This window comes from Citrobacter sp. Cpo100, assembly GCF_030332595.1.
GTDB lineage: Bacteria > Pseudomonadota > Gammaproteobacteria > Enterobacterales > Enterobacteriaceae > Citrobacter > Citrobacter portucalensis.
Map to the genome: position 1 here is coordinate 51,539 of NZ_JAOWHM010000035.1, position 14,991 is coordinate 66,529.

General features: G+C 52.4%; 15 protein-coding genes. 10 read left to right on the plus strand and 5 right to left on the minus strand.

What is annotated here, in order from left to right:
- Positions 1-24: 24 nt before the first annotated feature.
- Positions 25-705: a two-component response regulator DpiA gene (dpiA, locus tag OGX96_RS12800; protein ID WP_286583220.1), complete on the minus strand. Its 681-nt coding sequence runs from the start codon at positions 703-705 to the stop codon at positions 25-27.
- Complete coding sequence (gene dpiB, locus OGX96_RS12805; RefSeq protein ID WP_008784080.1) at positions 674-2,335, minus strand: sensor histidine kinase DpiB; 1,662 nt, start codon at positions 2,333-2,335, stop codon at positions 674-676. Before dpiB ends, dpiA begins: the two co-directional genes overlap by 32 nt.
- Before the next feature lie 391 nt (positions 2,336-2,726).
- Between dpiB and citC the strand changes: the two genes are divergently transcribed.
- From citC to rna, 8 genes are all read left to right on the plus strand, one after another.
- Entirely contained in the window at positions 2,727-3,803 is a 1,077-nt protein-coding gene (gene citC / locus OGX96_RS12810) for a [citrate (pro-3S)-lyase] ligase (protein WP_003831277.1), read from the plus strand.
- A complete protein-coding gene (gene citD / locus OGX96_RS12815) occupies positions 3,800-4,096 on the plus strand; it encodes a citrate lyase acyl carrier protein (RefSeq protein ID WP_003831276.1) in 297 nt (98 codons plus the stop codon). Before citC ends, citD begins: the two co-directional genes overlap by 4 nt.
- Entirely contained in the window at positions 4,093-5,001 is a 909-nt protein-coding gene (locus tag OGX96_RS12820; RefSeq protein WP_003831275.1) for an aldolase/citrate lyase family protein, read from the plus strand. Before citD ends, OGX96_RS12820 begins: the two co-directional genes overlap by 4 nt.
- Before the next feature lie 9 nt (positions 5,002-5,010).
- Positions 5,011-6,543 carry a citrate lyase subunit alpha gene (gene citF / locus OGX96_RS12825; protein ID WP_060682585.1) on the plus strand — a complete coding sequence of 511 codons (1,533 nt, stop codon included), beginning with the start codon at positions 5,011-5,013 and terminating at the stop codon, positions 6,541-6,543.
- Between the two features lie 3 nt (positions 6,544-6,546).
- On the plus strand, positions 6,547-7,101 hold the full coding sequence (gene citX / locus OGX96_RS12830; protein WP_003831273.1) for a citrate lyase holo-[acyl-carrier protein] synthase: 555 nt from the start codon (positions 6,547-6,549) through the stop codon (positions 7,099-7,101).
- Positions 7,070-7,975, plus strand: coding sequence for a triphosphoribosyl-dephospho-CoA synthase CitG (gene citG / locus OGX96_RS12835; protein WP_003831272.1), 906 nt, complete (start codon positions 7,070-7,072; stop codon positions 7,973-7,975). The genes citX and citG overlap by 32 nt, the downstream gene beginning before the upstream one ends.
- 25 nt (positions 7,976-8,000) lie before the next feature.
- Positions 8,001-9,464, plus strand: a complete 1,464-nt coding sequence (citT, locus tag OGX96_RS12840) for a citrate/succinate antiporter CitT (RefSeq protein WP_003831271.1) — start codon at positions 8,001-8,003, stop codon at positions 9,462-9,464.
- A gap of 110 nt (positions 9,465-9,574) precedes the next feature.
- Positions 9,575-10,381, plus strand: a complete 807-nt coding sequence (gene rna / locus OGX96_RS12845; RefSeq protein ID WP_048236469.1) for a ribonuclease I — start codon at positions 9,575-9,577, stop codon at positions 10,379-10,381.
- A 41-nt stretch (positions 10,382-10,422) separates the two neighbouring features.
- On the opposite strand, the gene OGX96_RS12850 is transcribed toward rna, so the two are convergent.
- Positions 10,423-11,046, minus strand: coding sequence for a flavin reductase family protein (locus tag OGX96_RS12850; protein ID WP_167820332.1), 624 nt, complete (start codon positions 11,044-11,046; stop codon positions 10,423-10,425).
- A 96-nt stretch (positions 11,047-11,142) separates the two neighbouring features.
- Positions 11,143-11,973, minus strand: a complete 831-nt coding sequence (locus tag OGX96_RS12855) for an alpha/beta fold hydrolase (protein WP_048235896.1) — start codon at positions 11,971-11,973, stop codon at positions 11,143-11,145.
- Positions 11,974-12,248: 275 nt separating this feature from the next.
- Here OGX96_RS12855 and rnk point away from each other — a divergent pair, with 275 nt between their 5' ends.
- Positions 12,249-12,659 carry a nucleoside diphosphate kinase regulator gene (gene rnk, locus OGX96_RS12860; RefSeq protein ID WP_003831264.1) on the plus strand — a complete coding sequence of 137 codons (411 nt, stop codon included), beginning with the start codon at positions 12,249-12,251 and terminating at the stop codon, positions 12,657-12,659.
- Between the two features lie 183 nt (positions 12,660-12,842).
- Positions 12,843-13,271: a universal stress protein UspG gene (uspG, locus tag OGX96_RS12865; RefSeq protein WP_003022101.1), complete on the plus strand. Its 429-nt coding sequence runs from the start codon at positions 12,843-12,845 to the stop codon at positions 13,269-13,271.
- Positions 13,272-13,353: 82 nt separating this feature from the next.
- Here uspG and ahpF read toward each other — a convergent pair whose 3' ends face one another.
- Positions 13,354-14,919, minus strand: coding sequence for an alkyl hydroperoxide reductase subunit F (gene ahpF, locus OGX96_RS12870; RefSeq protein ID WP_020996553.1), 1,566 nt, complete (start codon positions 14,917-14,919; stop codon positions 13,354-13,356).
- Between the last annotated feature and the right edge of the window lie 72 nt (positions 14,920-14,991).

Sequence of the window (14,991 nt, forward strand, 5' to 3'; positions counted from 1 at the left end):
CCGGCCTACGTCAGAAATCAGCATTTAGCCGCCGTGATAGATACGCTGCGGCCTACCCACCTTACCGTGAATAATCTCCGCAATAATCAAATGTCGGCTGGCACAGTACTCCAGGTAACGTCTGGAAGTCGTTCGGCTGATAGTGAGCGCCTGGGCGATCGTTTCTGCTGTATGGTGTACCGTCGGATCGGCAAATAATTTCAGCACTGCATTCAGCGTTAAGGCATCAATCCCAGTCGGTAAATCCCCTTTCGGCTCGCCCCGCGCGTAGGCATTAAACATCTCATCTATCTGCTTTTGACTGGCGCTATTATTACCCGCCAACATGCGTCGCCGCTGTTGATAACGCGTCAGGGTCTGCCCCAGCCGCTCGTAGGCAATGGGTTTGACCAGGTAATCAAACGCGCCGCTGCGCACAGCTTCGGAGACTGTTTCCATGTCGCTGGCCGCCGTGGTAAACACCACACCGCCCGGATAACGCGCCTGGGTTAGCTCATGCAATAAGGTAATTCCCTTGCCGTCCGGCAAGTAGTTATCGAGCAGAATCAAACCGGGCTTAAAACGCTCAATCATCATCCTCGCCTGCGCAAGATTACCCGCCAGCCAAATCTGGCTGAAGCCGGGTATATGGCGGATATATTCAGCATGCATTTCCGCCAGTAGCGTTTCATCCTCAACGATCAATAGCGTTAATGGTTCCGTCATTGTTTTTTTTCACTTTCGGAAGAAATAAAGAAAATAAGGTGCCGCAGGGGGAGTTATCTTCGAGCGTAATCACCCCGTCACAGCGCCTCACATAACTAGCAATAAGATACAAACCGATGCCATGTTCACCTGGTTCATCGGTACGGGTGCTCACACCCTGTTCAAATATTTTTTCACGCAATGCTTCCGGCACACCGCATCCCTGATCGGCAACTTCGATGATCACGTCATCCCCTTCATCGCTCAAATAGAGTTCGACGACCTTGTTGCCTTGCTGGGTGCGCAAACTCGCTTCAAATGCATTATCAAGCAGATTGCCAACAATTGCTGCAAACTCTGTGCTATCCAGCCCCTCGGGGAGTTGATGCAGTTGGCTACCCGGAACAATAGTCATGGTGAGACCCAGTTCCCGCGCGCGCTGCACCTTGCCAAACAACAGACCGGCTACCTGACGATCGGCAAACGCGCCGCGCAGACTGTCAATCAGTTGCTGTTGCGCCTGGGATTCTCCCTGCACCATGGCCAGAACCTTGTCATACTCTTTCATTTGCAGCAGACCATTGATGGTCGACATCCAGTTCAGGTGCTCATGACGCAGCGTCCTCAGGCTCTCTACATACTGTTTGATTTGCGTTAACTGCGCATTAAGAGTAGCAATTTCATCTTTACTACGAAAACTGATGATTGCCCCAAGCAGTTCGTCACCGGAGCGAATCGCCTCACGGTTGGCGATAACGCTCAGTCCATTAAAGTTGACCATCGCGTCCTGTCGTTTTTCCGCAATCTGTTGGGTGAAAAAGTCCGCTGGCTGAACCACCTCACTCACCGGTTTTCCAAGCCACTTTCTCCCAGGTGAAGACAGCCCCAGCATTTTCCTCGCACTGCGGTTTATTGCGGTGATATATCCATCAGGATCCACGGCAATCAATCCTTCATATACCGAGCTGAACAACGCTTCCTGCTGACGTACCACACGCGCAATTTGTTTCGGTTCCATCCCCAACATCTGCCGACGAATATGGGCAGCGAAAAACCAGGAGAGCAGCATAAGTACCAGCAACAGCAGGATAAACACACCGGCCATCGGGAGTAAGAAGTCCGATCGCCAGCTATCGATTTTGCTAATCAGATAACCAATTGAGACTACGCCAATGATTTTGCCATCGTCATCAAAGATGGGCGTTTTAGCGCGCATTGCCATCCCGATGGATCCTTTACCGGTAATAAAGTAGCTCTCCCCTTTTTCCAGCGCACCGGGTTTGGTGAACTGCATCGGATAGCCAATCTTTTCCGGGTTCGGATGATATAGACGAATGGAGTTGGTATCCCCGATAACCACATAGTCGAAGTCAGTTCCGCTCTGCAGTTTGTCGGCAATCGTCGCCAACCGCTTGTAATCACGATGCTTAACCGCTGTGATGATACTGTCGTTAGAGGCGATGATTTTGGCCTGATTCATTGCCATATCGCGGACATGCGTTGCCAGATAATCTTCAAAGCTGGCGGTGAAGTATTGTGCCAGGGCGGCAATGATAAAAACAGAAACGACCAGAATGAGCAGAAAGATACGTAAAGGAAACGCCAGACTGCGGAAAAAAGGAAACCGTGTTTTATTTTTCTGTTCTGCCATCACATTTTTCCTCACCGACGTTAACTAAAACTAATTTCTCATTGTAGTTGTAATTAAAATGTTCTATTTACACGTTATGGTATAAAACAAGATCGTTGCAGATTCCCCACCTTAAATCAATTAAACAAATTAAAACCACACCTTATTTTAGGGTTAAATTAATTAAAAAACTTAAAACCATAAAACACATTAAAACCTTCTAACTTATTGTGAAATAAATCAAAAATTACCTCCAAAATACCCCTTACGATGTATGCAGCAGGGAAAAAAAGAAATACTCCGTAATAAAAAACCATTCCCTTCAATTGCAAACAAAACGTTATCAGGTTGCTAAACAGAGCAACAAAAACAGAAACCCAGTAACAAATATAGCATCGGGGCTCTATTCACTATGTTCGGTAATAATATATTCACGCAAGTTAAACGCTCAGAAAATAAAAAGATGGCGGCTATCGCGCAATTTCTGAAAGAGAATGATTTGAGCGTAGATACGACCGTCGAAGTATTTATCACCGTCACCCGTGACGACCGTCTGATTGCCTGCGGTGGTATCGCTGGGAATATTATTAAGTGTGTCGCAATCTGTGAATCTGTCCGCGGCGAGGGTTTAGCGCTGACGCTGGCGACTGAGTTAATCAACCTTGCCTATGAACGCCATTGTACACACCTCTTCATCTATACCAAAACCGAGTACGAATCGCTGTTTAAACAGTGCGGTTTTTCTACGCTCACCAGCGTTCCCGGCATTATGGTATTGATGGAAAACAGCACCACACGTCTGAAACGCTACGCCGAATCACTGGCAAAACAGCGTCATGATGGGAAAAAAATTGGCTGTATCGTCATGAACGCCAACCCCTTCACCAACGGACACCGTTTTCTGATCCAACAGGCGGCCGCGCAATGTGACTGGCTGCATCTGTTTTTGGTGAAAGAAGATACCTCACGTTTTCCGTATGAAGACCGCCTGGATCTGGTGCTTAAAGGAACAAAAGACATTCCACGTTTAACCGTGCATCGCGGTTCGGAGTACATCATTTCCCGCGCCACGTTCCCGTGTTACTTCATCAAAGAACAGAGCGTTATTAACCACTGCTACACCGAAATAGACCTGAAAATCTTCCGCCAGTATCTGGCTCCGGCTCTCGGCGTCACGCACCGCTTCGTCGGTACTGAGCCGTATTGCACCGTCACCTCCCAGTATAACAACGACATGCGTTACTGGCTGGAGACCCCAACGCTTCCCGCCCCGCCGATTGAACTGGTGGAAATTGAGCGGCTGTGCTTCCAGGAGATGCCGATTTCCGCCTCCTGGGTGCGCAAGCTGCTGGTTAAAAAAGATCTCACGGCTATCGCATCCCTGGTCCCTGACGCCACGCTGCAGTATCTGCAAAGCATGGTTGAGCGAGCCTCATCGGGTGCGGCAGTCCGCCAAAATACCCCCGCATTAGCAACAGGTGAAAAATGAAAATAAACCAGGCAGCCGTCGCAGGCACACTCGAGTCCGGTGATGTGATGATTCGCATCGCCCCACTCGATTCGCAGGATATTGACCTGCAGGTTAACAGTAGCGTCGAAAAGCAGTTCGGTGATGCCATCCGGGCCACCATTCTGGACGTTCTGTCCCGCTACAACGTACGCGGCGTGCAATTGAATGTTGATGATAAAGGCGCACTGGACTGCATTTTACGTGCGCGACTGGAAGCACTACTGGCCCGCGCTGGCGGTATTCCGGCACTGCCATGGGAGGATTGCCAGTGATTTCCGAATCTTTGCAACAACGTAAAACTCGTACTCGCCGCAGCATGTTGTTCGTACCGGGCGCCAATGCCGCCATGGTCAGCAACTCGTTCATCTACCCGGCAGATGCACTGATGTTCGACCTGGAAGACTCCGTCGCGTTGCGTGAAAAAGATACCGCTCGCCGCATGGTGTACCACGCGCTGCAGCATCCGCTGTATCACGACGTTGAAACCATCGTGCGTGTAAACGCCCTCGACTCCGAATGGGGTATCAACGACCTTGAAGCCGTGGTACGTGGCGGTGCTGACATCGTACGTTTACCGAAGACCGATACCGCGCAGGATGTCATCGACATCGAAAGCGAAATTCTGCGTATCGAAAACGCCTGTGGCCGTGAGCCAGGCAGCACCGGTCTGTTAGCCGCCATCGAATCGCCGTTAGGCATTACCCGCGCGGTAGAAATTGCCCATGCTTCCGAACGTCTGATCGGTATTGCCCTGGGTGCGGAAGACTATGTACGTAACCTGCGCACTGAGCGCTCACCGGAAGGTACTGAACTGCTGTTTGCCCGCTGCTCTATTTTGCAGGCTGCACGTTCTGCCGGTATTCAGGCGTTCGACACCGTGTATTCCGATGCCAACAACGAAGCGGGTTTCCTGCACGAAGCCGCACATATCAAGCAACTGGGTTTTGACGGCAAATCGCTCATCAACCCGCGCCAGATCGAACTCCTGCACAACCTGTACGCCCCAACGCGCAAAGAACTGGCTCACGCCCGTCTGGTTGTGGAAGCCGCTGAAGCCGCTGCTCGCGAAGGTCGTGGCGTAGTTTCCCTGAACGGCAAAATGGTCGACAGCCCGGTTATCGAGCGCGCCCTTCTGGTTATCTCCCGTGCAGAACTTTCCGGCATTCGCGAAGAATAAGGCAAAAAAATGACGCAGAAAATCGAACAGTCTCAACGCCAGGATCGCGTGGCGACCTGGAGCCGTCATGCAGAAAGTGAGCTTTCCGCTTATCAGAGCACCGCAAAAGTAGAATTGCAGGCGCAAAAACCGCGCGACAAAAAGCTGTGCACTAACCTGGAAGACGCTATTCGTCGTTCAGGTTTACAGGATGGTATGACTATCTCTTTCCACCACGCTTTTCGTGGTGGCGATCTGACGATTAACCTGGTGATGGACGCCATCGCCAATATGGGCTTTAAAAATCTGACGCTGGCCTCCAGCTCTCTGAGCGACTGCCATGCTCCACTGGTTGAGCACATCCGTCAGGGCGTGGTTAGCCGCATTTATACCTCCGGTCTGCGTGGCCCGCTGGCGGAAGAAATCTCACGTGGCCTGCTAGCCGAACCGGTACAAATTCACTCCCACGGTGGCCGTGTGCACCTGGTGCAAAGTGGCGAGCTCAGCATTGATGTGGCGTTCCTCGGCGTGCCGTCCTGCGACCAGTTTGGCAACGCCAACGGTTATACCGGTAAAGCGTGCTGCGGCTCACTGGGCTATGCCCGCGTAGACGCCGAAAACGCGAAACAGGTTGTCCTGCTGACTGAACAGCTGCTGACCTATCCGCATAACCCGGCCAGCATTACGCAGGATCAGGTAGATCTGATCGTGCAGATCGATCAGGTCGGCGATGCGGACAAAATTGGTGCCGATGCGACCCGCATGACCACCAACCCGCGTGAACTGTTAATCGCCCGTAGCGCGGCTGAGGTCATTGCTAATTCCGGCTACTTCAACGAAGGCTTCTCACTGCAGACAGGAACCGGCGGCGCTTCTCTGGCCGTTACGCGTTTCCTGGAAGACAAAATGCGCAGCCGCGATATCCGTGCCGACTTCGCGCTGGGCGGCATTACCGCTACCATCGTTGACCTGCACGAAAAAGGCCTGATTCGCAAACTGCTGGACGTTCAGAGTTTTGACCGTAACGCCGCAGAATCGCTGGCCCGCAATCCAAACCACATTGAGATCAGTGCCAACCAGTATGCCAACTGGGGCTCAAAAGGCGCATCCGTCGATCGTCTGGACGTCGTGGTGCTCAGCGCGCTGGAAGTTGATACCAGCTTCAACGTCAACGTACTGACCGGTTCTGACGGCGTACTGCGCGGCGCATCCGGCGGTCACTGCGATACCGCGGTTGCCGCTGCGCTGTCTATCATCGTCGCGCCGCTGGTTCGCGGACGCATCCCGACCCTGGTTGATAACGTGCTGACCTGCGTAACCCCAGGCTCCAGCGTTGACATTCTGGTCACTGACCACGGTATCGCCGTCAACCCTGCACGTCCGGAACTGGCAGAACGTCTGAAAGAAGCCGGTATGAAAGTGGTGTCCATTGAATGGCTGCGCGAACGTGCACAGCAGCTCACCGGTCAGCCATGCGCTATCGAATTCACTGACCGCGTGATTGCCGTTGTGCGTTACCGCGATGGTTCAGTGATTGACGTTGTGCATCAGGTGAAGGAATAAACCATGCACCTGCTCCCTGAATACGCCACCCAACACGCGGTTTCCATTCCCGAGCTGCTAGCCAGCCGCGATGAGAGACAGGCAAGGCAACAGGAGTGGCTGACACGCCACTCTGCGCCGCTGGTCTCGTTTACCGTCGTCGCACCGGGACCGATTAAAGACAGCGAATTAACCCGTCGTATCTTTAATCACGGCGTAACCGCCTTGCTCGCGTTGGCGAAACAATCCACCTGGATTGTCAGGGAGCAAACAGCGCTGGTTTCTGCCAGCGGTCCAGAAGGTCTTTTGTCTATTGAGGCTCCGGCCCACGACCTCAAGCTCGCCACAATTGAACTTGAGCATTCACACCCGCTGGGACGGCTATGGGATATCGATGTCCTGACCCCTGAAGGGGAAATTCTGTCCCGGCGTCATTTCGCACTCCCTGCCCGCCGCTGTCTGCTGTGCGAGCAAAGTGCTGCCGACTGTGCGCGGGGTAAAACCCACGCGCTTTCCGACTTACTCACTCAGATGGAGGCACTGCTGCATGATGCCGATTCCCGCAACATCAACCAATAACGCAGTCCTTCCTCTGGATCTGCCTGATGCTTACGCAACGCTTGCGTGGCGCGCCATGTTGACTGAAGTCAACCTGTCGCCCAAACCCGGTCTGGTAGATCGTATTAACAACGGCGCGCATAAAGATATGGCGCTGGAAGATTTTCATCGCAGCGCTGAAGCGATTCAGTCATGGCTGCCACGTTTTATTGAATATGGGGCGTTTAGCGCACAGCTGTCGCCTGAAGATGTATTGAAAGGACTGCGCCCGCTGGGCATGGCCTGCGAAGCCGATATGTTCCGCGCCACCGCCGGGGTGAACACCCATAAAGGGAGCATCTTTTCACTGGGACTGCTGTGCGCCGCCATTGGCCGCCTGCACCAGCTCCAACTCACTGTTACCGCTGAAACCATTTGCTCTACGGCAGCAACATTTTGCCGTGGCCTGACCGAGCGCGAACTGCGCCAGAACAATCAACAACTCACGGCTGGCCAACGTCTTTATCAGCAATTGGGATTAACCGGCGCACGGGGCGAAGCCGAAGCGGGATATCCGCTTGTCATCCAGCATGCCCTGCCGCACTACCGCGCACTGCTGACTCAGGGCCGCGACCCTGAACTGGCGTTACTCGACACATTATTGCTGCTGATGTCTATCAACGGCGACACCAACGTGGCTTCACGTGGCGGCGCAGAAGGTCTGCGTTGGCTACAGCAGCAGGCTACCGCCCTGATGCAGCAAGGGGGGATTCGTACCCCTGCCGATCTCGAATATCTACACCAGTTCGACCAACAGTGCATTGAACGCAACCTCAGTCCCGGAGGCTGCGCCGATCTGCTGATCGTCACCTGGTTCTTAGCTCAGATTTCACAAGTTCATCATTATCACAATTAAAGATCCTTTCCGGAGAATCACACACATGTCTTTAGCAAAAGATAAAATATGGAAGTTATTGGCCCCCCTGGTCGTCATGGGTGTCATGTTTCTTATCCCCGTCCCTGATGGAATGCCTCCACAGGCCTGGCACTACTTTGCCGTGTTTGTGGCGATGATCGTCGGTATGATCCTGGAGCCAATTCCGGCAACAGCGATCAGCTTTATCGCCGTAACGATCTGCGTTATCGGCAGCAACTATCTGCTGTTTGATGCTTCAGAACTGGCCGACCCGGCGTTTAAAGCGGGTAAGCAAGCGCTGAAATGGGGTCTGGCTGGCTTCTCCAGCACCACCGTGTGGTTGGTGTTTGGTGCGTTTATCTTCGCACTGGGTTATGAAGTCACCGGTCTGGGTCGTCGTATCGCGCTGTTCCTGGTGAAATTCATGGGTAAACGTACCCTGACGCTGGGCTATGCGATTGTTATCATCGACATTCTGCTGGCACCGTTTACTCCATCTAACACTGCGCGTACCGGTGGCACCGTATTCCCGGTTATCAAAAACCTGCCGCCGCTGTTTAAATCATTCCCGAACGATCCTTCCGCGCGCCGTATCGGTGGATATTTGATGTGGATGATGGTCATCAGTACCAGCCTGAGTTCCTCGATGTTCGTGACCGGCGCTGCGCCTAACGTGCTGGGTCTGGAATTCGTCAACAAAATTGCCGGTATTCAAATCAGCTGGTTGCAGTGGTTCCTCAGCTTCCTGCCGGTCGGTATTATTTTGCTGATCGTTGCTCCGTGGCTGTCATACGTTCTGTACAAACCAGAAGTTACTCACAGTGCTGAAGTTGCCGCTTGGGCCGGTGATGAACTGAAAGGCATGGGTAAACTTACCCGTAAAGAGATAACGCTGATCGGTCTGGTACTGCTCAGCCTGGGCCTGTGGGTCTTCGGTGGTAAACTGATTGATGCAACCGCAGTGGGCCTGCTGGCTGTCTCCCTGATGCTGGCGCTGCACGTTGTACCGTGGAAAGACATTACCCGTTATAACAGCGCATGGAACACTCTGGTTAACCTCGCCACGCTGGTCGTTATGGCGAATGGTTTAACCCGTTCAGGCTTCATCGACTGGTTCGCCAACACTATGAGCACGCACCTGGAAGGCTTCTCGCCTAACGCGACCGTGATCGTTCTGGTGCTGGTGTTCTACTTTGCTCACTACCTGTTTGCCAGCCTTTCCGCTCACACCGCCACCATGCTGCCGGTTATTCTGGCCGTCGGTAAAGGTATCCCGGGCGTGCCGATGGAACACCTGTGTATCCTGCTGGTACTGTCCATCGGTATCATGGGCTGTCTGACTCCATATGCAACAGGCCCAGGCGTTATCATCTACGGCTGTGGTTATGTGAAGTCCAAAGACTACTGGCGTCTGGGTGCTATCTTCGGCGTTATCTACATCGCTATGCTTCTGCTGGTCGGCTGGCCGATTCTGGCAATGTGGAGCTAATCATTCCCGTTCACGCTTGATGAAAATGATGCCAGTCAGCTAAACCTGACTGGCATTTTTTATGATTAAATAGATGATATTCAGAATTTATATAAGTGTCCGAAATCATCATGACATCAACATGGCGTTATTCTTCGTTGCTGGCAGCACTCCTGCTACCAGTTTCTGCAGCTCAGGCCGATGAACTTCAGGCAAAACAGTACGCTGATTTTGACAGCTATGTGCTGGCTCTCTCCTGGCAAACCGGATTTTGTCAGAGCCAACACGAGCGTAATCGTCAGGAGCCTGACGAATGTCGTTTGCAAAAAGAGAGCGCAGACAAAGCTGATTTCCTGACCGTTCACGGTTTATGGCCCAGCCTGCCTAAATCCATTGCTGCCCGTGGAGTAGACAATCGCCGTTGGATGCGTTTTGGCTGCGCGACTCGCCCTATTCCCAACCTGCCTGAAGCCCGCGCCAGCCGTAAATGCGCGGCCCCCGAAACCGGGCTGTCGCTGGAAAGCGCGGCAAAACTCAGCGCCGTAATGCCCGGCGCTGGAGGAAGATCCTGTCTGGAACGTTACGAGTATGCCAAACATGGCGCGTGTTTCGGTTTTGATCCCGACGCGTACTTCGGCACGATGGTGCGGCTGAATAATGAGGTTAAGGACAGCGAGGTGGGCAAATTCCTGGCGGAAAACTACGGCAAAACCGTCAGCCGTAACGCATTTGACGCCGCCGTTGCCAAAAGCTGGGGCAAAGAGAACGTCAAAGCTGTGAAGCTAAGCTGCCACGGCAATCCAGCGTATCTCACTGAGATCCAGTTATCCCTGAAAGCCGACAACATCAACCAGACGTTATCTGCCCAGTCATTCTTACCGCAACCGCATCCGGGTAGCTGCGGTAAACAGTTTATTATCGACAAAGTGGGATACTGAAACTTGCGACCGACGCTGCGAGCTGGCGTCGGTCCGTAAACTTAGCATTTTGCACGGGCGTCCGGGCGAACTAAATCAAAACGATGTGTTTCACTGATCGAATAATACGCCGTTGGCCCACCTGCACGCAGTACCGGTTTCGCTTTCGCCGTCTGATAGATGCCGTCTTCCAGGAGCGTTTCATCTATGTGAATGCCTACCACTTCTCCCAACACCAGCCAGGTATCAACCGGTGAGCCATCAGCGGTAGTCAGTTGCAGGCTTTGCGATAAGCGACACTCAAAATTGACCGGGCTTTGCGCCACGCGCGGCACGTTGACTATCCGGCTATCTGCCTTGCTAAGCCCGGCGGCAAAAAACTCGTCCTCACCGTGCGGCAAGCTGGCTGACGTTTCGTTCATCGCACTGGCCAGCTCAAGAGTCGTCAGGTTCCAGACAAATTCACCGGTTTCGATAATATTCTGCACGCTGTCTTTCCAGCCGCTGCTGGCGAAACCGATAATCGGCGGATGATAGTTAAAACAGTTAAAGAAACTGTATGGTGCCAGATTGTGCCGACCGTTGCTGTCACGCGACGCAATCCAGCCAATCGGGCGCGGTCCAATGATGGCATTTAGCGGATCATGCGGTAAGCCGTGTCCCTGTGACGGTTGATAGAAATACATAGCGTTCCCTGTTGAAGTTAACGTCAGCGCAGCACAAATTATGCTTCGCTCATCCCCCTGGAAAAAGAAGATCAGCGTAGAACAATCTGCCAACGATTACGACTGAATAAAGTTGAGCAGGTCACCGTTGATCTGTTGCTTATGGGTGGTGCAAATGCCATGCGAGCCGCCGACATATACCTTTAACTGCGAGTCCGGCAGCATTTCCGCCGCGACCTTTCCGCAGGTTTCAAACGGAACAATCTGATCGTCATCACCGTGGATCACCAGCGTCGGGATGGTCATCTTTTTGAGGTCTTCACGCAGATCTGTTTCCGAAAACGCATGAATGCAGTCGTACAACGCTTTGATGGACCCTTGTAAGCCCTGTTCAACAAAACTTTCCCGTACAGCTTTCGACTCTTTCGCGCCAGGACGATTGTAGCCATAGAATGCAGCGGTCAGCTCATAGAAAAAGGCGGCGCGATCGTTCACAACCCCCTCACGGATGCCATCGAATACCTCTTTCGGCACGCCATTTGGGTTAAAGTCAGTCTTGATCATGATGGGCGTCACCGCGCCAATTAACACCGCTTTTGCCACCCGCTGCGTCCCATGCCGGCCAATATAACGAGCCACTTCCCCACCGCCGGTAGAGTGCCCAACATGTACGGCATCTTTAAGATTGAGATGCGCGGTAAGTTCAGCCAGGTCGTCAGCATACTGATCCATATGATGTCCATCCCAGGGTTGGGCCGAACGCCCATGTCCGCGCCTGTCATGGGCGATCACACGAAATCCTTTCGATCCAAGGAACAGCATTTGATCTTCAAACGCATCTGCCGTCAGCGGCCAACCGTGACTAAACACAATAGGTTGTCCACTTCCCCAGTCTTTAAAATGCAAATAGCTGCCGTCTTTCAAGGTAAGTTTGTCGTACTGGCTCATGAGATCTCCTGTCGCGGAACACTGAGTTGTTTGACGCGCCCGCAGCGAGCGCTTAAAAAGCATAATGCAAATTGGAGAACGATCACGTTTTTCGGCTAAAATCACACCATATGCGACAATGTTGATGATTTACCTGAATGTGAACTAAATCACTTCAAACATGGGGTAAGTCTCAGTATCATCATAAAAGCTAAACCCTTGCCGCCTGACGGTGAGGGTTTTCTTTTGGGATTATTTACCTGCGCACCCGCAGTATCGACGACATGGAGTAATAAATGTCCAGACCAACTATCATCATTAACGACCTCGATGCGGAACGCATTGACCGCCTGTTGGAGCAACCTGCGTTTGCTGGTTTACCGATTGCCGACGCCCTTAACGCCGAGCTGGATCGTGCCCAAATGTGTTCTCCAGAAACCATGCCGCACGACGTCGTGACCATGAACAGCCGCGTGAAATTCCGCAATCTGAGTGATGGCGAAGTCCGTGTGCGTACCCTGGTGTATCCGGCTACTATGACTGACAGCAACACACAGCTTTCGGTAATGGCACCTGTCGGCGCTGCACTTCTGGGGCTGCGCGTTGGTGATACCATTCACTGGGAACTGCCAGGCGGGACCTCAACACACCTCGAAGTTATCGAGCTTGAGTACCAGCCTGAAGCTGCAGGCGACTACCTGCGCTAACTCTGTCTTATCAAAGCCACTCGCTTTATCTTACAGGGGATGCATCCGCATCCTCTTTCCGGTTAGATCTCCCTGCTCCTCGCTTTCTTTCCTGTTCGCAAAACATAAATCTGTGTCGTGACTGACAGAATCATTTTTAATACTATGCTGTTATGTGTTCATGTAATGACAAGGAGAATGTTTATGTACAACACAATCATAATGCCAGTTGATGTATTCGAAATGGAACTGAGCGACAAGGCTATTCGCCATGCAGAATTTCTGGCCCAGGATAAAGGGGTTATCCATCTACTGCATGTGCTGCCAGGCTCAGCGAGCTTAAGCCTGCACCGCTTTGCAGCCGATGTCCGTCGTTTTGAAGAGCATCTGCAACACGAAGCGGAAACCCGTCTGCAAACGATGGTCGGTCACTTCAGCATCGATCCTTCCCGTATTAAGCAACATGTCCGCTTTGGCAGCGTACGTGACGTGGTCAACGAGTTGGGTGAAGAGTTGAATGCGGATGTCGTTGTCATTGGGTCGCGTAACCCATCAATCAGCACCCATCTGCTCGGCTCTAACGCTTCCAGCGTTGTTCGACACGCGACTTTGCCAGTGCTGGTTGTTCGTTAACAGCCACTGATTTGCTAAAGAAAACCCCTGCCAGGTTAACGCCTGACAGGGGTTTTTATAGTGCAGGTGAGTCTTACTTTTTTTATGCTACTGTCGTGCGAATCAGATAATCAAACGAACTCAACGAGGCCTTCGCGCCTTCACCGGTCGCGATGATAATCTGCTTATACGGTACGGTGGTGCAGTCACCGGCAGCGAAAACGCCTTTCACGCTGGTTTCGCACTTGGCATCGATGATGATTTCACCCATACGGTTACGTTCAACGGCGCCTTCGAGCCAGTTGGTGTTCGGCAGCAGACCAATCTGAACAAAGATACCTGCCAGTTCCACATTGTGAACATCGCCGCTCACACGGTCACGATACTCCAGGCCAGTAACTTTGCTGCCATCGCCTTTCACTTCTGTCGTTTGCGCATTCAGAATGATGTCGACGTTTTTCAGACTGCGAAGCTTATTTTGCAGCACCTGGTCGGCCTTCATTTCAGGAGCAAACTCCAGCAGCGTCACATGTTCAACAATACCTGCCAGGTCGATAGCCGCTTCAACGCCGGAGTTACCGCCGCCAATCACCGCAACACGCTTGCCTTTAAACAGCGGGCCATCACAGTGCGGGCAGTAGGTTACGCCTTTGGTGCGATACTGATCTTCGCCCGGAACGTTCATGTTGCGCCATTTCGCGCCGGTGGCGATGATAATGCTACGTGCTTTCAGCACCGCGCCGGAGGCCGTTTCAATCTGATGCAAACCGCCTTCCTGCGCTGCTGGAATGAGTTTGCTCGCGCTCTGGCTGTCAATCACATCGACATCATAATCATCAACGTGTGCTTTCAGCGCGCCTGCCAGTTTCTGACCTTCAGTTTTCGGTACTGAGATATAGTTTTCAATATCAACAGTATCAAGAACCTGGCCGCCAAAACGTTCGCCCATCAGACCGGTGCGAATGCCTTTACGTGCGGAGTACACCGCTGCCGCCGCACCTGCAGGACCAGAACCGACAATCAGCACGTCATAAGCATCGCGCTTATTCAGCTCTTCAGCCGCACGTTTTTCTGCGCCGGTATCCACTTTCGCTACGATCTCAGTCAACGTCATACGCCCCTGACCGAACTCTTTGCCGTTCATAAATACCGCCGGAACGCCCATCACGTTACGATCGGTGATTTCGTTCTGGAAAGTACCGCCGTCAATCGCCGTATGTTTGATACGTGGGTTCAGCACCGCCATCAGGTTCAGCGCCTGCACCACGTCCGGGCAGTTATGGCAGGAAAGTGAATAATAGGTTTCAAACTCAAAATCACCGTCGAGATCGCGGATCTGCTCCAGCAACGTCTGCGCCTCTTTTGACGGATGACCACCGGTCCACAACAGCGCCAGCACCAGAGAGGTAAACTCATGACCCAGCGGAGAACCGGCAAAACGCGGTCCCTGGTGAGAACCGGGATTGGTAATCAGGAACGATGGCTTACGCACCGCCAGAGTATTGTCTTCTTTGAAGGTGACTTTTTCTGACAGTTCAGCAATTTCAGTCAGGAGTTCCTTGATTTCTGCCGATTTAGCGCTGTCGTCCAGCGTCGCAATCAGCTCAACAGGTTTGGTCAGTTTCTCAAGGTAAGCCCTGAGCTGGGTTTTCATATTTGTGTCGAGCATTCTTCTTCCCTCTCTGAAAACATCATCATGCAAGCCGATTTTGCGGGACTGCATTAATGCAACTTGCGTCAT

Coding starts and splice junctions, on each gene's coding strand:
- citC (WP_003831277.1), top strand. CDS start 2,727: ATGTTCGGTAATAATATATTCACGCAAGTTAAACGCTCAGAAAATAAA.
- OGX96_RS12850 (WP_167820332.1), bottom strand. CDS start 11,046: ATGTATTTCTATCAACCGTCACAGGGACACGGCTTACCGCATGATCCG.
- citT (WP_003831271.1), top strand. CDS start 8,001: ATGTCTTTAGCAAAAGATAAAATATGGAAGTTATTGGCCCCCCTGGTC.
- citD (WP_003831276.1), top strand. CDS start 3,800: ATGAAAATAAACCAGGCAGCCGTCGCAGGCACACTCGAGTCCGGTGAT.
- ahpF (WP_020996553.1), bottom strand. CDS start 14,919: ATGCTCGACACAAATATGAAAACCCAGCTCAGGGCTTACCTTGAGAAA.
- citF (WP_060682585.1), top strand. CDS start 5,011: ATGACGCAGAAAATCGAACAGTCTCAACGCCAGGATCGCGTGGCGACC.
- uspG (WP_003022101.1), top strand. CDS start 12,843: ATGTACAACACAATCATAATGCCAGTTGATGTATTCGAAATGGAACTG.
- rna (WP_048236469.1), top strand. CDS start 9,575: ATGACATCAACATGGCGTTATTCTTCGTTGCTGGCAGCACTCCTGCTA.
- rnk (WP_003831264.1), top strand. CDS start 12,249: ATGTCCAGACCAACTATCATCATTAACGACCTCGATGCGGAACGCATT.
- citX (WP_003831273.1), top strand. CDS start 6,547: ATGCACCTGCTCCCTGAATACGCCACCCAACACGCGGTTTCCATTCCC.
- OGX96_RS12855 (WP_048235896.1), bottom strand. CDS start 11,973: ATGAGCCAGTACGACAAACTTACCTTGAAAGACGGCAGCTATTTGCAT.
- dpiB (WP_008784080.1), bottom strand. CDS start 2,335: ATGGCAGAACAGAAAAATAAAACACGGTTTCCTTTTTTCCGCAGTCTG.
- dpiA (WP_286583220.1), bottom strand. CDS start 705: ATGACGGAACCATTAACGCTATTGATCGTTGAGGATGAAACGCTACTG.
- citG (WP_003831272.1), top strand. CDS start 7,070: ATGATGCCGATTCCCGCAACATCAACCAATAACGCAGTCCTTCCTCTG.